The sequence below is a fragment of the Thermocladium modestius genome, assembly GCF_055398215.1.
This window is the reverse complement of the sequence record NZ_AP043731.1, coordinates 1,207,698-1,226,682: the sequence shown is the minus strand read 5'-3', so window position 1 is coordinate 1,226,682 and position 18,985 is coordinate 1,207,698. Positions and strand designations below refer to the sequence as shown.

Below are 18,985 nucleotides of genomic sequence, written 5' to 3'. Positions count from 1 at the left end.
CTACTCCCTGGGCTCCACCCTTATGTCCACGTTATACTTCCTCTTAAGTCCCTCCAGCTTGGGCAGCACTCTCGATATTGTTATGCCCATGTAGCCCTCCGGCACCCTGATCACGACGGTGTTGGGCCCCCCATACTCTATGGATAGCTCGCTTGGAGGGACGTACTTCCTAAGGGTCCTCGCTATCCTGCTTATAACCCTGTAATCCCCATGCTGGGCCTTAGGCCTCTCCCTCCCCCTTATGGGCACCACGAACGTCTCCTCCCCGAACACGTACACCTCGTACTCCGCGTCGCCGTTTATGAAGTCCCTCACAGTGACGACGGGACGCGCCAAGTCCTGCTCCCTCATTCCCTCCGGTATCTTGACCGACATCTCCAGCGAGTAAACCTTGCTCACGTCTCCCTTATCCATGAATATTATGGTGTCCATTATGGACGGCAACATCCCCAGCTCCACCCTACCTATGAATCTCTGTATGGCATCTATGGGCGTTGTTGCATGCACGACGCCCACCATCCCTATGCCCGCCAGCCTCAAGTCTACGTACACCTGGAAATCAGCGGTGTCTCTCATCTCGTCAAATATCGTGTAATCGGGCCTGGAGAGGAGCAGTATATCGTGTATTTCCTCGGATGAAGCCATGGTTTTGGATAACTGCGTGACTTGGGGCGGCAGTGTCATGTCCCTCGGCGATTCTATTGTCTTGACTATCCTATTCTTAGATAAATAGAACTCGGCCAGCGCTTGGGCGAACGTGGTCTTGCCGGCGCCCGGCGAGCCCGCTATTAATATGCCCTCCGCCCCCTCCTCCAGCCTGGCCAGCACCTTGGGATGCAGGGAGTAATCCTCTATCCTGCGCTTGACGAGCGGCTTGACGGCGGTTATCTCTATGCCGTCGGAGACGGGCGGGAACACGGCCACCACCCTTATATCCTTGTGCTGGATTATGAGCGAGTGATCCCTCCTCACCTCTATCATGGTATCGTTGCTCCTGTGAGCCATGGATATGAGCTCCCTCACCATCTTCTCCAACTGCTCCCTCCTCATGGGTTCCGACCCCAGTGGAACCATCTCCCACGCCCCAGGCTTTCCCCTCTTGCCCAGGGGCGCCACGTCCTCCTTCAAGTGAACCGACATCAACCCACCCTCCAACTGGAACATCCTCTCCAACTCAGCTGGCTTGTCCTTGCCCAGGTATAGGTACTTCACCCTCATTATCTCGCAGATGTTCTTGGTAGTTTGATCGCTGGTGACCAGCGTCGCGCCCAATTCCCTCGCCACCTCCCTGGCTATAACGTCGACGTCGTCCGTCCGCCCAACCTCCCTGGGCACGGTGTCTATGTACTCTATCCTCACGGAGTCCGTGAGCCCCATCTTATTCAAGGCATCGCTTATGTACTCCAACTCCTCTATCCCCAGCTTGCCTATGGAAGACCCCTTCCTCTCCTCCTCCTCGAATAACCTAACCATCAATGAATGAATCAATATCTTCCCCCTAATCTCCCCCCTGATAACCGCCTCCCTCAGGCTGCCGTCGACTATCACGCTCACGTCAGGCACGTAAACCTCATCGGATGCCAACATCGAGTTCGAGAACCTCATAAACGAGCAGCTTAAATACCTTTACATCCAAGGCAGTCCCCCTCCAATAATTAATGCCTCCATCTAATTCAGAAGGCAATGCCAAGCCATCAATGCGTGGAGCCCCGGCCGGGATTTGAATTCCCGGGCGGATCCCCGCCACCCGGGACCTCCTGCTTACGAGGCAGGCGCTCCAACCAGGCTGAGCTACCGGGGCTCTTCGCTGCCTCAATCATAATGGCTTTTAAGGATTGCGGGGAGGAAGGGTGGAAGGGGTGGAGAGGAAAGGAAAACCCATGGAGTCGGCCGGCGTGGGGAAGCGAGCTACGTTTTTATGAACCGCGCCGCCAGCGCCTTTATGGATAGCCAGTGGAAATGCATAGCATGCGGTAAGCCCGTCGTGGAGGGCCAGCTGTTCACGTTTGTGAAGGGCGGTCCAATTCACTGGGGCTGCATGGTCAGTAAGATAAAGGAGAAGATGGGGGGCAGCGTGCCGGCGGACGTAATGGCACTGCTGGAGGTGAATAGGCACATACACGAGGGAATACTAGTCGCGAAGGACGCAGAGGCAATAAGCGGGGAGGAGGCGAGGAGCGTAGTTATGGCTCGGAGGAAGGCATTGGAGGGAGAGGCGGCTAAGATGAACAATGATTTATTCAGGATAATAGAGACCAAATACCAGGTTAAGGTGTTCTAGAACTTGAATGGGAACCCACCGCCCAACCATTTTTAAAGGCCGTGAAATCGAAAATCCATGCCAAAATACGCATCATTGCCGGCCGCTTCCCGCATCCTTGGGACTTGCGGCACAGATAAAGCAAAGGCATGTCCGTGATAATCATGGCCTGGACCCTTCGCTACTCATTACCCAAGATCCTGCTGGCCGCGGTGGCCGTGCTATCCGTGGCATTGATCTTCACTGCATCGAGTGCCCTACACCAGCGAATCGTCGATATGCCCATCTATGTACCGGTCAACCACACGGTGTATATCAATAAAACCACCTATCTAAACAGAACGGTGTACGTGCAAGTCCCCATCTATGTAAACCACACGATCTACCTAAACAAGACAATCTACGTCACAAAGCCCATCTACATCAACAAGACCGTGTACCTCAACAACACGGTTTACGTGCCCACGCCCGTAACGAACGGAACGCTAGGACTAATACCGGGGCAGTGCGGAATGGAGAGCCTCGTCCTCCCCAACGGCACCATGTGGACCGTCGGGGACGTATTCATGCCCCCACGACAATACGGTTGGCTGCTCGCCATGCTGGAAGCGCCGCGAAACGAATCAACGCCTTATGAACATGGAGTCGGAGTGGCCGGCTTCCTCAATGTTAGGACGTACCCTATTAACTTAATGGCATCCATCCCAGTCTATACCGGCTTCCCCTACGTTAGGCCAGCGAACTGGAGCGACTACATGATTTTCGGCGACGTGATTGGGGCAGGCGACATAATGGGTCTAAACTACAGCAGCATTGGCATCCCACTTAACTCCAGCAAGTTAATCCTCATAATCCTCTCCTCGCAAGACCCACTATACTCACATCTCCTAATACTCCCATGCAACTGGACAGTAATAGGGGTACAAAACCCACGAGCAGCCCTAAACACGACGATCACGGCGCCAGGCTTCAAGCTAGCCGATGAAGAAGACTATTATTGGTATTATGGTCATTGGGGAGTGGGACACTTATCGTGGGGATATTGGGTTTGGAATATTGGTCTTTCTGTGAATTAATATAAAGCATCTATTATATTTTTGATGGTGGTTGGCATCCTACTGTTATTGGGATTTGTTGGGTGATGTTGCCGGTCTCGCCGCTGGCTGGAATGTCCCCGGTGCTGAAGCTTGACTGAATGTAAGGCACCCACTTGGGCGGGCACGTCACGTCGCCGAGGGTCACCGCCCATGGGATTTCCAATGTCGTCCAGCCGCCGTACTGCGTGATGGTGAGGTAGGCATAAATATATAAAGTATTACCGCTCGCGGTGCCATTCGTCCCCCACGCCACGTATTCGGCTGACTGGGGAGCCTCATCCCATCTCAAGGTGAAGACATAGGAGCCTGTCTGCGAGACTGTGCTTGGCCCGGCTATCTCGGCGTAATCCTTGACGTACCGCGCGGTAGCGGCGAGAACCGCGGTCTCGTTCTCGTTCAGCCCGGATGGGCAGGAGTAGGAGCCGCTGATCTCGGGCTTGGCTAGAGGCGTGTTGGCGTAGCTCCCAGCCCCGCTCAGTGAGAGGAGCCAGCCCAGGAAGCCGTAGCCTGGATTGGGGGTGGTGGAGGCGCTCCAGTCCTCAATCCCGCCCTCCGCCACGAATACCGGGACGGATGGAGTGCCGGAAACCGAACCGCCGCTCGTGTCGTTAATCCCCACGTCGAGGGTGAGGAGGCACCCGATTCTCTTCCCTTGAGTCGCCACGGTGAAGGTGATGGAGGCGTTGGCCGGCGCGGTGGCCGTCGCTGGGCTTATCGTGGCCACCTCCCCGGGCGGGTCGCTCGTGATGGAGGCGGTGAACGAGACCGGGCCCGAGTCACTCACGGTGAAGGTGGCCGTGGAGCTCCCGGTCTTCCCGCCGCTCGCGCCGCCGCTCCAGGAGAGGGACCAGCCCGCCCCGCTTGGGTCGGTGACCGCCACGCTTATCTCGCCGCTCGCGCCCCCTCCCGAGCCGCCGCCACCCCCACTGCTGCTCGTGCATGACACGGCGAAGCTCAGCGAGTCGTAGTCTTGCGTCACCGTGGTGGAGCTTGGGGCAATGCTGCAGTTCTCTCCCGAGGGGTTAGAGGTGATTCCAGCAGTCACGGTGACGGGCAGGTTGCTGCCCAAATTGAGGGTTTGCTCCAAGGCCGTCGTGGCGTTTCCTGATATGGATTGCGCGGGGGAGGAGACCGCCCAGCCGGCTCCGGGCGGGTCGGAGACGGTGAAGTAAAGAATGTCATTGCTACCGCTTCCGCTGCCATTGCTTTGGGGCTTTCCCACGAACACGTAGATCGTGCTTCCGTTCCTTACAAGTATGGGGTTTTGAATGGGAGACCCCACCACCCCCTCGGAATTGCTCCAATAAACTTGGTACCCTCGGGGGACTGAGAGCGTCACTTCATCCGCTTCCCCCCTCAGCGGGATCAACTCCGGGTAGGGCGTGTCCACGTATTGCCCAGTCCACGTCCTAGAGGCGATAGAGCTGGAGGCGGTTATGGGCTCGCCGACGGCCCCCTCCCCGAACCACGCCGTGATGTTTGCTTGGTAAGGCCATCCCGATGCGGATGGCTTGCCAATGGGTTTGCCGTTAACGTCCAGCCACCCCAGAAGCACCAGCAAGTAATCTCCCCGCGATAGGTACGTGGTGGGCAGGGATGGGGATTGGAACGTGATCGGGGTGACGTATGATCCGCCCACGTACTGGGACCTCCCCCAGCTTCCCGCCTCGCCGTAGATTGTGCCGTTCCAATCCACCACGTAGGTCAGGTTGGGGAGCGCCCAGCTCGCTATGTCCTGCACGGGCACCGCGGACTCAAGGTAGAGAGGCCCTACTTGCACCTCAACTCCCACGTCGCCTCCCGCCAACTCCCCCGAGTTCCACCCGCTCCTCAACGGAATTATGCGATTAATCCATGCATCAACGACGATGGGCTTCAAGACAGTGAAGAACGAGAGGGAGTAACCGGATGAGGGACTGGTTGCATTATAGTAGATATTGTAATGAGGAGCGCCTGTGCAATTCACTTGGAAGAGAATCGCCCCGCCCGCCTCCAACTTTCCTGATGGCGGGGTGGAGCTGCAATTCCCTCCATCATAGCGAGCCGTTAATGAAACTGCCACCCCAGTCCCCGCCTCTATCGGCACGACCGCCGAGCTTGAGCTCGAGTAGCCTCCATCGCTGTACCCGGTCCATGCCAGGCTCCACGCGGCGTCGACGGCGTCGTCTATAATGGCAGTTCCCGTGGCGTTGTAATCTATTATGAACGTGCCCGATTGACCTGCACCTATCACTTGGCTAGTCGGGACGGAGTAGTATGGCCTCTCCGTGCTCAGAGATGCGGTTATGCTGGATGCGCTTGTGGGCAGCGTTATGGCGACAGTCCTGGAGGAGTTGCCTGACATAATGCCCGCGGCGGATCCCATCCACGTCAACGACCATTGAGCACCGTAGGGGTCCTCTATTAACACCTCAGCCTCATTGGGCCCAACAGCCGAGGGTCCCGCCAGCTCGGTCTGCGACCTGTTCCTCACGGTGTAGTTTATGTAAGTCCATATCACCACGCAGGCCTTGGGGTAAGACGTCGCGCAGAGCTGGGCTTGCGCGATTGTTCCGGCGGCGCTGGCGTAGAGTTCCTCGTATTGATCGGGCCCCAGTCCCGGCCCATTGTACTCGCCTCTTTCCAAGTACCCTCTTTCTCCCTCGGTGACTGGAACCACCTTGCCGTCTATGAATGATTTGTTCACGAAGAATGCTTGCCGGCCTATGTTCTCCACTACAATTACAGTCTTGCCGCCCGTCTCGTATGCTATTATGGCTCCCCATATGTCGCTTCTTACCAATTGGATGCTCGCATAACCGTTCAATTCATAACCGACGTAGATGCCCAACGCGATCGCCATTAATCCAAACGCTATCGCGATCACCGCAGCGTAGGATTCACTGATTGATCCCCGTCTATTTCCAATCATGCTGGCCCCTATGGGTTCCTATAAAAAGGCTTAGCTGTCGCTTGGTTCCCATCAAGTATTGGGATCGATTTAAAAGGGAGTATATACTAAGGTATTTCATGTTGATATATGCCGAGATACATCCATTTTCCCGCAGGGATGATCTTGAGTCCCTATTGGAGGAACTGGGCGCCTTCCATGGCTTTGACGTGCCCGATGCCCCCATGGGCCGCCCCGCGCCCATACCCATCTCTATCGCTTGCATGGCTAGGGGCATGTATCCATCCAAGCCCATAATAGTAAATCAACGATTAATTGACGTCAACGAGCTTCACGTGAGGAGCTTAATAAAGGGCGCTAAGATGCTTGGATTGGACATGGCCTTCACGCAGGGAGATCAACCCAGAATAGGGAGGGCAGTGGGTTACCTCCAGACGGAGGACGCTGTTAGGCTAGCCAAGGATGAGGGGGTCAGGGCAGGCATGATGCTCAGCATGTTTTATCCTCGCCAAGACGTGGAGAAGCGAATGAGGTCGGCCGCAGATTTCTTCCTCGTCCTGAACCTAGCCGACCCACGGCAATTGACGGGGCTCGACCCCGCGCCTTTAATTCCCTACCTGTTGGTCGAGACTGAGCGGAACAAGGAGTGGATGAGGAAGCTGGGCCAGCCCTCTATTCGAGAAGAGGAATTACCGGGCATGGTGGAGAGGCTGGAGGAGGTGGGCGTGAGGGCGATCCTGCTCTCCATTCCTCGGGATGCTAAGGCATTTTCCAGGTTAGCCAAGGCGCTCAAGCTTTAATATTCTACCCAGCCTCTTCAATGCATGGACGAGGAGGAGTTAGTGGAGTTAGCTAAATCCAAGCTGCGCAACTCCTACGCGCCCTACTCCGGCTTCAGGGTGGCGGCCCTAGCGATAGCCCCAGGTGGAAAGATATATCATGGAAATAACGTGGAGAATGCATCCTATGGCCTATCCATGTGCGCGGAGCGCGTGGCCATATTCAAGGCCGTGAGCGAGGGGGAGAGAATCATAGACACGGTGGTGGTGGTCAGCGATGGAGGCATGCCGTACCCATGCGGCGCCTGTCTTCAAGTGATGGCTGAATTCGGCGTGAGGAGGGTGATAGTGGCGGGGCCGGGGAGTCGCGAGATATATGAGTTGAGGGACTTGCTTCCTCGCCCGTTCAGCCCAGCCAACCTACCCCATCAACCCGAGCTGTAGTACAGCGGCGTCTGGGTGGCTAGGTTGTGGAGCGTCGTGAGGAGCGGCGGCAAGTAGCCCACCGTATATTCGTTAAGCACGGCCAAGCTTCTCTGCACGTTTATCGCAACCAGCACCACGGGCGTGGGCGGTATCTCCACCAAGTTATCGCCAGCCCAAGTCAATGCCTTACTCTCCAATTGGCTGGAGTTGGTGGTCATGGTTGCCAGCTCATTCTTGCACTGCGTTATGTTTATTGTAGATGCATTCACCCCGTACTTACTCAACTGCTGTGCTAGCTGTGAGTAGGTCACGTTGCCGATAGCCGGTCCCTTGGTTGCAGTGGTGTTCTCGAACCATAGCATGTAGTTCAATGCCGCAGATTTATTCACATGGTAGAGGCAGAGGTCCAATGCCATGAAGTTGTTATCGACTGAATTTATTGCGGTGGAGTTTCCAGTAGGGGCGTATAGGGCGGAGTTGGGGAGAACTATGAGCTGAAGAGATCCATTATTTATCATGTTAACTACGGTGGAGTTTATGTTTGCAGCGGTGTAGTTGGCCCCATCATATGGGTTTAGGAAGTATAGCACGACGGAGCCGGAGCTATTTTGACCGAAGATAAGTCCTACGGATCTGGCCCCGCTTAACAGCTCCGGTATGTGTTGGTTTAAGACATAATAAGTGGAATTAAAGACCGGATGGGAAGCCGTCGGCCTATACGCCGCGAAGAGCACAAGGAATACCACGACGGCGGCCACCGCCAGCACCACTATATTCTTATATGAGGCCATGCGAGACCCGCCCTTGCGTCTTTAAAAGCGTTATTCCAATAATATCGCTGCGGCTCAACGTGAGGCAAGCAGTTCGAAACGCAAGGATTAAATTTCAGCGCTCAACGTTCAACTATGCAGTTGCCCGAGCCCATGGATATAAAGGAGGATATATCGAAGAGGATTAGGCTGTGCGGTGATGACGATGTATGCATCAAGATGGCTGTGTGGTTCGGGAATCGATTGCCCGCATATTTATGGTCGCATTTGAAGGATCAATTGACAGGCAAGGGAGTATCGTGGCAAGGCATGCTCAGCGTTTTCAGCAATCACGTGCAGAACGCGGCTAGATGGGCCATGGGCCAGGCAGCTTGGGAGGACTTCATTGATGGAATATTGAAGGAGATAGATACTAGATATAGGACTCGATCAATAATGGATTATATAAAATGAACGGAGATAATCTAGTATCTCCATGTCTCAAGGAGAGAAGTCCAACCTAGAGAAGCTTCAATAAAATAGTGACTATTATGGTAGCCAATATACCGCCCATGAAGCCGAAGAAGTAAGTGCGCATGTCTGCTCTCAATTCCCCCACCTCATTCCATAGATCATTCATCCTATCATTCATCACGTCTATTCTTTTGTTTGTGTCTTCTATCTTTCCATTTAATTCGTTTCTTAGGTCGTCTATTCTTTTGTTTGTGTCTTCTATCTTTCCATTTAATTCGTTTCTTAGGTCGTCTATTCTCTTATAGAGGTCTGCCTTAAGGTCATTCAGGTCTCGTTTCGTGGCGGCTTCCCCCAAGAGAGCTTGAAGCAGTACTAGCCTGAGACTTGGATCCCCCGCTATCCTGACCACGCCTTCTCCCCAGAATCGCCTAGCCTTCTCCTCGTCTCTCAACTCATCCAGCAGCGCATCGATTGTGGACACGTCCTAACGAAAACGACTGGCAGTAATAAGGCTTGCGGAGACGAGAGGAGGAAGGGACCGGAATGGATAGAATTTGGTCTCCTCAGCGCAATGTGATAAAAAAGAGGATAATCCTCGCCTCTTTGAGGCGGGGAGAAGGTTTTTTTTAAGTGAGGAGTTTGTGGGGGTTTTTCACCCCCTCGGTTAACTCTTTGAAGATGGGGAGTGGGGGCCGACGCACTCCCACAATACCGAGGAGGGGGTCGAGTAGCGCCCGTTAAAGGGGCGTAACCCCCAAGACCCCAGGGAACCCTCACCCCTCAAGGCGGGGAGGAGGTCAGGAGATTCGTGTCCTCCTTATTTTTCGAGGATCTCCCTGGTCCTGCTCGCGCCTATCCTGAATTGATCGGGAAGAGCCGGCCTTTCAGATGCTTTCAAAAGCTCTATTGCTTGCCCATATGAACGTATGCCCCCCGATGCCTTTATGCCTATTCTGGGATTGTATTGCTTGGAGAGCTCGGCCATGAGTCTTACGTTTTCCACCTGCGCGCCTGTATTGTTTCCCAGAAGGGCCGCGTATTGTCCATCCTCGAAGCCCGTGCTGGTCTTTATGAAATCCGCGCCGGACCTCATTATCATTCGATATAATATCAATTTTTCGTTGTGAGTGGTATGGGCATCCTCCGCTATCATCTTTATTATCTTGCCCAGTGAGTGAGCCGTCTCGACGAGCTCCGCCATATCGCGCTCCGCATCCTCCAGTAGGCCTGACTTGATCAATCCAATGGGAGCTACTGCGTCCAATTCGTCTGCGAATGCTGAGTATTGCTTTATCATGTCGACCCGCGCCTCCGTGGTGGAACTGCCGAAGGGGAAGTCCACCACCACGGCTATTCTTAGATTAAGTCTGTCCTCCCTTATGCGGTTCCGGGCGAACTTGGCGTAAATTGGATTTATGCAGATTGCGTAGGCGCCGAATTGGGCGGCCTCCCTTATCAGCTTCTCTATATCGGTTAGAGAGGCATATGGTTTGAGGTTCGTGTGGTCTATCAATCCGGCTATGTTAATATGCATTTTATCCCTCGTCTCCTCATTACTTTAATAAATTACGATTAGTTCCCGCCATCATAGTCCTCTCATCATTGATTGGTCCTCCGTATGTGTTGCAGTGAAATGGTTATGGGAACCAATGATGATGCATCCATTATTTCCAGCCTGGCCGCTCCATTTTTTCTATTGACATCTATCACCCTGGCCTTGAATCCCTTAAATGGGCCCGATATTATCTCCACAACATCGCCCACGTTCACCTCAACCTCCTTCTCGAAGGACTTGGTCAGCTCGCTTAGGCTTATCTTGCCCTTCACAACGCCGCGGACATGCTTTATTCCTTGGGACAGCGAGGTAGCCAGATACGGCAGCTCCGTCTCTATCAGTACTATTCCAGGCATGTCGGGCATCACGACAACCGACGGCACTTTGAAGTTCGGCGATTGAGAGGGCCCCTTCATAGCTTCTATTCTGGATTTTATTATCATGGCCACATTATATTCTTGCCCCGTCACAGTGCGTATGGCCACGAAATGACACTCTTCGGTCTCACTCATGTCTTGCTCCCCTTCCGGCTCTGTTTACCCATGTTTCGAGTGGATATTATCAACACGATGGATAAAGCCGCTATTATGGCGACTATAGTTGAGAAGACTATGACGTTTTCGGGGTATGATATTGAAAAGTGAGGCGTCACCAATACATAAAATATGAAATTGAATATCAATGAATAAGCACCTAATATCACCACCAGCAATCCCCCTATCTTCACGATCGACATGTAGTCCTCCCTATCAGGCTTCTTAGCTACCTTGAAGACCCACAACATCAAGTTTATGTATTCCCTTATCTTCTTGCCGATGCCCTTATTTGCCTTGGCAGTAGCCGACATTCATTGAAGCCTATGCTGCCCGGATTTAAAGCTTACTGGACAAGGAATCATGGATGACTCCAACGATGCAAAATGACTTAATCAAATATAACCAGTGCCCCCTCAACCAGGTTAGTGTTTTGGCGAGTTTTCAGCGGATGAGATGAATGCTACATGGGAATCAAGGCTTGCATTTAAGAGGAAAATATAATGAATAATTAAAAGTTTTTAAGCGGGATGAGGTATCCGGTATCTCATGAGCGTTGATTATGGGGATGATTCGGAGAATTACAGTGAGGATGAGGATATAGAGGCCATTAGGCAGAGGAAGATGGCTGAGATGCAGAAGAAAGCCGCTGAGGAGGAGAGGCAGCGGGAGGCAGAGGCCCAAAAGAGGGCCTTGTTGAGGACAATATTGACGCCGGAGGCCAGGAATAGGCTGGACAACTTAAGGTTGGTGAAGCCCGATCTAGTTCAAGCCTTGGAGTCCCAAATAATAGCTTTGGCCCAGACCAATAGGGTTAGGATACCCATAACGGACGAGGATTTGAAGAGGATGCTGGAGGCCATATACCAACAAACTAAAAAAGAGTACAAAATAAGGTTTAAGTGAGCAACATGGCCAGCCACAAGCCGCTTGGAAGAAAGCTTAGGCTATCTGCGGCCGCCAGGAGGAACAGGAACCCGCCTAGCTGGGTGGTGGTGAAGACCAACAGGAGAGTAACGCTCTCCTACACTAAAAGGAACTGGAGAAGAAATAAATTAGGAATCTAGAGGGGTGAGTCACATGAGCGAGCAGCAAGAGAAGAAAACCGTGAATGAAATAACCATGAACGTGAACCTACGCAGGACAAGGGAGGTATCCAGGACCAAGAGGACTCCATACGCCATAAGGATGTTGAAATCCCTAGCATCCAGGCATCTTCACGTCGATGCAGATAAGGTGGGCATTTCACAGTCCTTAAATGAGGCTGTGTGGAGCCGCGGCATACAGAAGCCTCCCCGCAAAATAAAGGTCAAGCTGATCAAGTACGAGGACGGGAGCGCCTTGATTGATTTGGCGGCCGAGCAATGATATTTAATGGACCAGATTATGGGTAAGTTCGAGGTAGTTCCCCTCGCCGTTTATGGAACCAATGCGGTTGGAGTGTATGTGTTCGCCAATAATGAATACGCCCTAATCCCGCAGGACGCCCCCCAACGATTGATTCAGGGAGTTAGGGATGCCTTATCCGTGGAGGTCATCCAAGTAACGATAGCTAAATCCCCCTTGATAGGCATATTCGTTGCTGGCAACGATAATGGAATATTATTGCCCAGCATAGTCACAGATGATGAATTGCAGCGGATAAGGCTGGGAACCAGGAAGGACTTAAACGTGGAGGTAGTGCCCAGCAAGTATACCGCCCTATCTAACTTGGTATTGACCAATAACAAGGTCTCGTTGGTCTCAAGCATAATGGAAGCGGAGCTCCTGCGCAGCATATCGAATGTATTGGGCACTGAAGTGGTCTCTGGGGACCTGTGTGGTTCCTACATAGTGGGCTCGATTGTCATAATCAACGATAATGGGGCATTGATGACTCCTGATGCCAGCGATGAGGATGTGAAGAAGGTCAAGGATCTATTTAAGATAAAGGTCAACGTAGGCACCATAAATAGGGGTATAGGGTTCGTGAGGAGCGGCGCCGTGGCGAATAATAGAGGAGCCATAGTGGGAGGCAGCACGACGGGATTCGAGATAATGAGGCTAATAGAGACCCTCGGTTAGTCCTCCAAGTGTAATGACTTGGTATTATCCTTTCCTCGATGCGGCAAGGTTTTTAACCATCTTGGCCCATATACGTGTGTGGAGGAGCCGGAAGTAGAGATGGAGGAAGAGGAGGAACGCTTTAGGGAGTCAGAGGAAGAGGAGGAGATACAGGTAACGTTGGTGGGAGAGACCCCGTCTAATTCTCCTCCATCCATGTTGTTGTCGGTCATCTATGATGGGAAGAGCGGCAAGGCCCTTGCGAAGCTGTATGATTTTGTCAACGATAAGATCTATTTCTGGTATGATAATACGGGGCATCGATCGTATTTATTGACGGACATTCCTCCCAGGGAGATAATAGCGAAGCACAAGGAGATAATAGGACACAAGGGCTTTAGCCACATGGAGGTGGTCAAGAAATTCGATCCTCTGGAGCTGAAGGAGAAGACGTTCACCAAGATATACGCAAAGGATCCGTTGAGCATAGGCGGGAGGGGCAATTCCATAAGGGAGCGATTACAGCGGACCTGGGAGGCCAAGATAAAGTACCATCTATCATATATGTTCGACAGGGGCCTGGTTCCCGGCATGTTCTATAGAGTAGAGAATGGAAGGCTGGTTCAAGTGGAGACAGCCATACCGGATGAAATATTGAAGCAGGGACAATTGATCTATAAGGATGACAAGGAATTCTTGGCCGCGTTCAATGAATGGCTTCCGCTCTTTCAGACACCCGTGCCTGACTTGAAGAGGGTTGCGATAGACATCGAGGTGTTCACTCCTGAGGAGAACAAGATACCCAATCCAAAGGAGGCGCCCTACGAGATAATAGCTATAGGTCTGGCAGGCAGTGATGGATTGAGGAGGGTTCTCGTGTTGAGGAGGAAGGATATGGGGCTCAACGATGGCGATTTGAACCAATTCATGTCGAACGACGTGGAGGTCATGTTCTTCGACTCGGAGAGGGAGCTCCTCAAGGAGTTCTTCAAGGAAATGTTGATGTATCCCATTGTAATTACATTCAACGGAGATAACTTCGACTTCACGTACATATACAATAGAGCCTTGAAGCTGGGGTTCCAGAAGGAGGAGATACCCATTGTGCTCACCATGAATGGCGAGGCGAAGTATATCTTGGGAATACACATAGATCTCTATAAATTCTTCAACTCAAGGGCAATAGAGACTTACGCATTCAATGGAAAATACAAGGGAGGCGAGAAATCGCTTGACATAATAGCTAGCTCCCTGTTGGGCATATCCAAGGTGGCCAGAGAGAAGCCCATCAGCGAGATGAATTATGTGGAGCTCGTCAACTATAACTTCAGGGATGCATTATTGACGCTTCACTTGACCACATACAATAATAATTTGGTCATGAAATTGATAGTATTGATGGCGAGGATTTCCAAGACCCCCATAGATGATCTTGTCAGGTCCCAAGTATCGGCTTGGATCCGCAACATGCTCTACTTCGAGCATAGAAGGAGGGGTTGGTTGATACCGAACAAGGAGGATATACAGAGGGCAAAGGGAACCACGTCTACCAAGGCCATAATAAAGGGCAAGAAATACCTGGGAGCCATAGTTATAGACCCTGTTCCCGGCGTGTTCCCCAATGTCCAGGTACTGGACTTCGCGAGCCTATACCCATCCATAATAAAGCGCTGGAACCTATCATACGAGACTGTGAGGTGCCCCGAGAAGGAGCAGGAGGTCAATAAGCCATATCCCGACATGGATCATTGGGTATGCATGGATAGGAGAGGAATGACTGCCCTGCTCGTGGGCTTGCTGCGCGACATGAGGGTCCAAGTATATAAGCGGCTCGCTAAGACGGAGCAAAACCCAGTTTTGAGGGATTACTATAACGTGATACAAGCGGCTCTGAAGGTATTCATAAACGCCTCCTACGGCGTGTTCGGAGCTGAGATATTTCCGTTATACTGCCCGCCGCTGGCGGAGCTAGTGACTGCGTTGGGCAGGCTATCCATAACCTCTACCTTGGTTAGAGCCATGGAGTTGGGTCTCTCGCCCATTTACGGCGACACGGATAGTCTCTTCATATTCAACCCCGATAAGGCAAAGATGGAGGAATTGATAAATTGGGTCAGGGATAATTTGGGAATAGATATAGAGCTGGACAAGACCTATAGGATAATAGCCATGAGTAGTAGAAAGAAGAATTACGCGGGGATTCTAAGCGATGGTTCCCTTGACATAAAGGGATTGCTGGGAAAGAAACGCAATACGCCGGATTTCGCAAAGATGGCCTTCAACGATGTTCTAAAGCTCTTCGCCAAAATAGAGTCGATAAATGATGTACAGGCAGTGACGGGCATGATACAAGAGAAGGTTAAGGAGTACTACGCCAAACTGAAGAACAAGGAGTTGCCGTTGAATATGTTGATGATAAAGGTAGCGCTATCCAAGGGAATAGAGGATTACACGGCCAATAAGCCGCAGCACGTGAAGGCAGCTCTTCAATTAGCTCCCTATGGATATAAGATAGGGCCGGGGGATATAATATTCTATGTAAAGACAAAGACAAAGGAGGGAGTTAAGCCCGTCCAGTTGGCCAGAATAGATGAAATAGACGTGGATAAGTACGTGGAGTACCTGGAGTCGTCATTGGAGCAGGTCCTAGATGCACTGGACATACCGTTCGAATCGATAATCGGATCCAAGCTGTTTTAAGCATTGATCAGGTAAGGAACGACGCTTGCCCTTCGAGAATTGCATATTTTTAAGGGAGCTTTACTCTATATCCTCCTCATCGTCCTCTTCCCCCTCCTGCTCTTCCCCCTCTCCCTCTTCGTTTAGGGCATTTATCACAGCGTCGGTTATTTGCGTCGTGACTTCGTCGTTTATGAATGGCGAAATAACTATTAGACGCTCAGCCTTGAAGGTCTCCTCCTCCCATTTATTGCTATAGGTTATTTCATAGACCGGGAGAGAGGCCTCGGCCTCGTTGCCGACCCTCTTTATGTCGAAGCGGGATAGTTTATCCATTAATTCCTTGGATAGGGGCAGTGGCAACTTGATGGGGTATTGGTCCTTCAATACTATGAAGTCACTGGCATTGGGGTCCCACTCCTCTATCAATTTCTTTGCCAAGTCCTTCACCACGGATGCGGTATCGCCCTTGGCGGTCTCCTTCTTGGATACATTATTATTCTCCACGTATATTATTATGCTCTCGCTCAACGTAGTCACTGCAAGGCTCAATGCGTTGCCGCTTAAAAATACTACTCCAGAGACTAAGCTTGCGCTTAACGGCGTACCTGTGCCGTTTCTATCAGCTCATTGAGTCCTTGCTGGAAATGCTTCTTTTCCCATATTGCCCATCGCGTAGGATCTTATGGGCCGAGCTCCTTGGGTTCCAGCTTAGGAGTTGGTGCGGGGGACCGAATTGTTGATTGGTCCATTAACTGGAATACGTCTCCATCAGCGAGGGAGCGGAGGATCGAAACGGCAGGCACTTACATCATGAGATAATTAACGGGCTCGCATTGATAAAGGAGTGGGCAAAACTAGCCTCTCTGGGGCTGGGGTAAGTTTTCAAGTCATGTTTTGTCGGGGTTTTCACCCCCCCCCCCCCTCTCGGTCGACTCTTTGAGGATGGGGGGCTGGGGCCGACTACCCCAGCAATACCAGTAGGGGAAACGGAGTATCGCCCGTAAAGGGGCGTAACCCCCAAGACCCCAGGGAACCCCTCAAGGGCGGGGAAGAGGTCGGGTGAACTACACCCATATTTAATTTGCCTTCATCCTCTCCGCTCTCTTCAACTCGTGGGCTGCTATGATGCCTCTTTGAATTGCAGTTAGATTTGTTAATGCGGCGAATACGATCATTCCATAGAACAATGCCTCGTTGCCCACAATGGCCGTCGTCAAGAGCAGGGCCATCATGTATAGCATTCGTTCAGGTCTCTCCAAGAGCCCCCTCCCACTCATCTTTAATCCAAGCGACTCCCCCCTAGCCCTTATATAGCTAGTCATCACTGCGCCGAGATATGATATGAATCCAATCAATATGAGTTTCATGGATGGCTCGAGCATCACTGCATCCATTACCAAGATGAAATCCACATATCTATCCAGGGTGGAGTCCAGGAATGCTCCGAATGTCGAGGTCAATTTATGCTTTCTAGCGGCCAGTCCATCTAGCCCATCCATTAAGCCAGACAGTGCCACCAGCGCCAGCGTGAGGAGGGGCTTGTCATATATGGAGGGTATCATTGAAATTATGGCGAATGCCAATCCAGCCATAGTTATTGCATTTGGATTTCTGGGTAGCAGCGATGCCAACGGTTCTATTCTCTTCTCTATTTCATCCTTTATTTTTCCAATCATGATAAGCACCGCAGCTCACATCCAAGCTTCTCCAGGAGGGAATCCAGGAACTGTAATGCGTTATTGAACGTCGCTACGCCCAGCTGGGTGTTCTTGTAGTACTTGCCGTCGCTGCGTTCATCGGACTTGATCAAACCATCCCTCTCCATCTTGTATAGGACCATGTAAACATTGACCGTTGATGTGGATATTCCCAATGACTTAATCGATTTGACTATTTCGTACCCAGTCTTCTCCCCATCCATCAGCGTTTTTACAATATATATCCATAGGTTCTCCTTGGTTAGCTTATCCACGAATCTCTTAAATGCCCTCGGCTCCATGTAGGGCATTGCTCGCTGGAAATCTATTAAGCATTTCTGCTGGGATTGTTCATTCGTGACAGCATTGCTAGACTTCAAGCGAGGAGGATCCGTCCGTCGAGCATTGCATTGATTATAGCAACGCATTCCCAAGTCATGTAGGGCAGCGGGCCCAACGATACCTTCCTCACGCCTCGTTTCCTCATTATATATTCATCTGAGTTAGACATCCCGTTCTGATTGCCCAGTATGAATGCCATGTTTTCCCGTGGACGGATTGATTTGATGGGTACCCCATCCTCGTGGAGATATAGCGGGGAGTAGCCCCTGGATTGCAGGCTCGTTATCAGCGAATCGAGGCTTCCCTGCATTCCATTTACTCCTCCCTCCCTTCCCCTTAATCCATCCAGCAATAGCGATAGCATGTCCTCCTCATTTATGGGAACCCTCGCCATCTTAGAGGCATTAATGTGAATTATAGGGGGATCGTTTAGTGGCATCACCATGAAGAACTCCACGTCCCGCCTGATTCCCTGGGCATTGCGGTGGGTGATCGCCGAGATGGCTGAGTTCAGCATCACGTCTAATCTACCTGTCTTGAACGGAGGTTCCTCTCCATCTATGTATGCCGTGTCCGACTTCACTATGAAGATCCTCATCTGATGAGATACAAGTTACAGGGAGGTATAAATAGGGCTCGTGAATGAGGGTCCTCAATCCAATTAACGAATCGATTGTTGAGGCTCGATATATTTATAAACATTGGATGCAAGATCGCCTATGCCAAAGAAGAGGAAGAATCGTGGACGACATAAGGGTGATAAAGGAAAGGAATCCGTTGTCTACTGCGATAACTGCGGCAGGCGCGTTCCGCGTTCCAAGGCAGTGAGGGTCACTGTGCCGTACTCCCCAGTTCCAGGGGATTTGGCTAAGGATTTGGAGAAGCAGGGCGCATTGATAACGCGATATTACGTAACCAAGACCTACTGCGTTAACTGTGCGATATACATGGGGATACTGAAGGTTAGGTCAGAGACGGAAAGAAAGGTGGAGCGCAAGCCATCGCCTAAAGTCCCAACAGTGCCTAGGACCACGTCCCAGCCTCAAGGCTCCCAGCAATCCAATGCATCGCAATCTGGAGTTCAGAAGCAGTAAGCCCTAAAGAGCGGCTAGGGCTGCCCTCAAGTTTCTTATCAAGTCATCTAGGGTATTGTAGGCGGTAAGTATAGATGATGGTTCATCAATGGATGTGATCACCTCATATATCAATACCCCATCTTGGCATTTCATTGATGTGGAAATTCCGCTCGGCAAGTCCCTCTCGTCCACCATTAAGGACTTAGCCACTACATCGCACTCGTTTCCCACCTCTATGTAAAGTGACGCGCTCATCATCTGCAACTTAATGGTCCTTCCCCTGCCCATTCTTGCATCCATCGCCTATGGAATTAGGCACGCATTTAACTTTTGGGGTCTTCTTGCCTGGTCTCTCCGTCATGTTGGGATCCATCGATTTGTA

The 18,985-nt window shown here is 51.6% G+C and carries 22 protein-coding genes, 1 tRNA gene and 1 pseudogene; 11 read left to right on the top strand and 13 right to left on the bottom strand.

Annotated features, from left to right (window positions below):
• Both ACZ5ZS_RS06405 and ACZ5ZS_RS06400 read right to left on the bottom strand, forming a co-directional pair.
• On the bottom strand, window positions 1-1,587 hold the full coding sequence (locus tag ACZ5ZS_RS06405) for an ATPase, T2SS/T4P/T4SS family (protein WP_188596768.1): 1,587 nt from the start codon (window positions 1,585-1,587) through the stop codon (window positions 1-3).
• A 115-nt stretch (window positions 1,588-1,702) separates the two neighbouring features.
• Window positions 1,703-1,801, bottom strand: a tRNA-Thr gene (locus tag ACZ5ZS_RS06400).
• A 141-nt stretch (window positions 1,802-1,942) separates the two neighbouring features.
• On the opposite strand from ACZ5ZS_RS06400, the gene ACZ5ZS_RS06395 reads away from it, so the two are divergent.
• Both ACZ5ZS_RS06395 and ACZ5ZS_RS06390 read left to right on the top strand, forming a co-directional pair.
• Window positions 1,943-2,281, top strand: a complete 339-nt coding sequence (locus tag ACZ5ZS_RS06395; protein ID WP_188596767.1) for a DUF2175 family protein — start codon at window positions 1,943-1,945, stop codon at window positions 2,279-2,281.
• A 143-nt stretch (window positions 2,282-2,424) separates the two neighbouring features.
• Window positions 2,425-3,336 (top strand): hypothetical protein, encoded by a 912-nt coding sequence (locus ACZ5ZS_RS06390; RefSeq protein ID WP_464858131.1) that lies wholly within the window; start codon window positions 2,425-2,427, stop codon window positions 3,334-3,336.
• A 13-nt stretch (window positions 3,337-3,349) separates the two neighbouring features.
• Here ACZ5ZS_RS06390 and ACZ5ZS_RS06385 read toward each other — a convergent pair whose 3' ends face one another.
• Entirely contained in the window at window positions 3,350-6,268 is a 2,919-nt protein-coding gene (locus ACZ5ZS_RS06385; protein ID WP_188596765.1) for a hypothetical protein, read from the bottom strand.
• 98 nt (window positions 6,269-6,366) lie between these two features.
• Here ACZ5ZS_RS06385 and ACZ5ZS_RS06380 point away from each other — a divergent pair, with 98 nt between their 5' ends.
• Window positions 6,367-7,047, top strand: coding sequence for a hypothetical protein (locus tag ACZ5ZS_RS06380; protein WP_188596764.1), 681 nt, complete (start codon window positions 6,367-6,369; stop codon window positions 7,045-7,047).
• Between the two features lie 24 nt (window positions 7,048-7,071).
• Window positions 7,072-7,470, top strand: a complete 399-nt coding sequence (locus ACZ5ZS_RS06375; RefSeq protein ID WP_188596763.1) for a cytidine deaminase — start codon at window positions 7,072-7,074, stop codon at window positions 7,468-7,470.
• On the opposite strand, the gene ACZ5ZS_RS06370 is transcribed toward ACZ5ZS_RS06375, so the two are convergent.
• A complete protein-coding gene (locus ACZ5ZS_RS06370; protein WP_188596762.1) occupies window positions 7,455-8,243 on the bottom strand; it encodes a hypothetical protein in 789 nt (262 codons plus the stop codon). The two genes, ACZ5ZS_RS06375 and ACZ5ZS_RS06370, sit on opposite strands and share 16 nt — an antisense overlap.
• 114 nt (window positions 8,244-8,357) lie before the next feature.
• Here ACZ5ZS_RS06370 and ACZ5ZS_RS06365 point away from each other — a divergent pair, with 114 nt between their 5' ends.
• The gene (locus tag ACZ5ZS_RS06365) at window positions 8,358-8,675 is read left to right on the top strand and encodes a hypothetical protein (protein WP_188596761.1); all 318 of its coding nucleotides are present in this window, start codon (window positions 8,358-8,360) and stop codon (window positions 8,673-8,675) included.
• Window positions 8,676-8,721: 46 nt separating this feature from the next.
• On the opposite strand, the gene ACZ5ZS_RS06360 is transcribed toward ACZ5ZS_RS06365, so the two are convergent.
• From ACZ5ZS_RS06360 to ACZ5ZS_RS06345, 4 genes are all read right to left on the bottom strand, one after another.
• The gene (locus ACZ5ZS_RS06360) at window positions 8,722-9,156 is read right to left on the bottom strand and encodes a coiled-coil domain-containing protein (protein WP_188596760.1); all 435 of its coding nucleotides are present in this window, start codon (window positions 9,154-9,156) and stop codon (window positions 8,722-8,724) included.
• Between the two features lie 336 nt (window positions 9,157-9,492).
• Window positions 9,493-10,209 carry a deoxyribose-phosphate aldolase gene (deoC, locus tag ACZ5ZS_RS06355; protein ID WP_188596759.1) on the bottom strand — a complete coding sequence of 239 codons (717 nt, stop codon included), beginning with the start codon at window positions 10,207-10,209 and terminating at the stop codon, window positions 9,493-9,495.
• Window positions 10,210-10,274: 65 nt separating this feature from the next.
• On the bottom strand, window positions 10,275-10,742 hold the full coding sequence (locus ACZ5ZS_RS06350; protein WP_075060538.1) for a transcription elongation factor Spt5: 468 nt from the start codon (window positions 10,740-10,742) through the stop codon (window positions 10,275-10,277).
• Complete coding sequence (locus ACZ5ZS_RS06345; RefSeq protein ID WP_188596758.1) at window positions 10,739-11,077, bottom strand: SecE/sec61-gamma family protein translocase subunit; 339 nt, start codon at window positions 11,075-11,077, stop codon at window positions 10,739-10,741. Before ACZ5ZS_RS06345 ends, ACZ5ZS_RS06350 begins: the two co-directional genes overlap by 4 nt.
• Window positions 11,078-11,312: 235 nt before the next feature.
• On the opposite strand from ACZ5ZS_RS06345, the gene ACZ5ZS_RS06340 reads away from it, so the two are divergent.
• The 5 genes from ACZ5ZS_RS06340 to ACZ5ZS_RS06320 all read left to right on the top strand — a co-directional run bounded on the left by ACZ5ZS_RS06340 (window position 11,313) and on the right by ACZ5ZS_RS06320 (window position 15,506).
• Window positions 11,313-11,669, top strand: a complete 357-nt coding sequence (locus ACZ5ZS_RS06340; RefSeq protein WP_075060540.1) for a DNA-binding protein — start codon at window positions 11,313-11,315, stop codon at window positions 11,667-11,669.
• Window positions 11,670-11,674: 5 nt separating this feature from the next.
• Window positions 11,675-11,830: a 50S ribosomal protein L39e gene (locus ACZ5ZS_RS06335; RefSeq protein ID WP_075060543.1), complete on the top strand. Its 156-nt coding sequence runs from the start codon at window positions 11,675-11,677 to the stop codon at window positions 11,828-11,830.
• A 13-nt stretch (window positions 11,831-11,843) separates the two neighbouring features.
• On the top strand, window positions 11,844-12,131 hold the full coding sequence (locus ACZ5ZS_RS06330; protein ID WP_075060541.1) for a 50S ribosomal protein L31e: 288 nt from the start codon (window positions 11,844-11,846) through the stop codon (window positions 12,129-12,131).
• 6 nt (window positions 12,132-12,137) lie between these two features.
• Window positions 12,138-12,827 (top strand): translation initiation factor IF-6, encoded by a 690-nt coding sequence (locus ACZ5ZS_RS06325; RefSeq protein WP_229657725.1) that lies wholly within the window; start codon window positions 12,138-12,140, stop codon window positions 12,825-12,827.
• 78 nt (window positions 12,828-12,905) lie between these two features.
• On the top strand, window positions 12,906-15,506 hold the full coding sequence (locus ACZ5ZS_RS06320) for a DNA-directed DNA polymerase I (RefSeq protein WP_306464050.1): 2,601 nt from the start codon (window positions 12,906-12,908) through the stop codon (window positions 15,504-15,506).
• A gap of 60 nt (window positions 15,507-15,566) precedes the next feature.
• On the opposite strand, the gene ACZ5ZS_RS06315 is transcribed toward ACZ5ZS_RS06320, so the two are convergent.
• The 4 genes from ACZ5ZS_RS06315 to ACZ5ZS_RS06300 form a co-directional block, all read right to left on the bottom strand.
• Window positions 15,567-16,025, bottom strand: coding sequence for a DUF2286 domain-containing protein (locus tag ACZ5ZS_RS06315; RefSeq protein WP_188596757.1), 459 nt, complete (start codon window positions 16,023-16,025; stop codon window positions 15,567-15,569).
• Window positions 16,026-16,564: 539 nt separating this feature from the next.
• Window positions 16,565-17,164: a CDP-alcohol phosphatidyltransferase family protein gene (locus ACZ5ZS_RS06310; RefSeq protein ID WP_188596756.1), complete on the bottom strand. Its 600-nt coding sequence runs from the start codon at window positions 17,162-17,164 to the stop codon at window positions 16,565-16,567.
• Window positions 17,161-17,487 (bottom strand): PadR family transcriptional regulator, encoded by a 327-nt coding sequence (locus ACZ5ZS_RS06305; RefSeq protein WP_188596755.1) that lies wholly within the window; start codon window positions 17,485-17,487, stop codon window positions 17,161-17,163. Before ACZ5ZS_RS06305 ends, ACZ5ZS_RS06310 begins: the two co-directional genes overlap by 4 nt.
• 74 nt (window positions 17,488-17,561) lie before the next feature.
• A complete protein-coding gene (locus ACZ5ZS_RS06300) occupies window positions 17,562-18,125 on the bottom strand; it encodes a hypothetical protein (RefSeq protein WP_188596754.1) in 564 nt (187 codons plus the stop codon).
• Window positions 18,126-18,246: 121 nt separating this feature from the next.
• Between ACZ5ZS_RS06300 and ACZ5ZS_RS06295 the strand changes: the two are divergent.
• A pseudogene (locus ACZ5ZS_RS06295) lies at window positions 18,247-18,513 on the top strand (30S ribosomal protein S26e); the annotation flags it as partial.
• A 111-nt stretch (window positions 18,514-18,624) separates the two neighbouring features.
• Here the strand turns inward: ACZ5ZS_RS06295 and ACZ5ZS_RS06290 are convergent.
• Window positions 18,625-18,903 (bottom strand): KEOPS complex subunit Pcc1, encoded by a 279-nt coding sequence (locus tag ACZ5ZS_RS06290; RefSeq protein ID WP_188596752.1) that lies wholly within the window; start codon window positions 18,901-18,903, stop codon window positions 18,625-18,627.
• Window positions 18,904-18,985 lie beyond the last annotated feature (82 nt).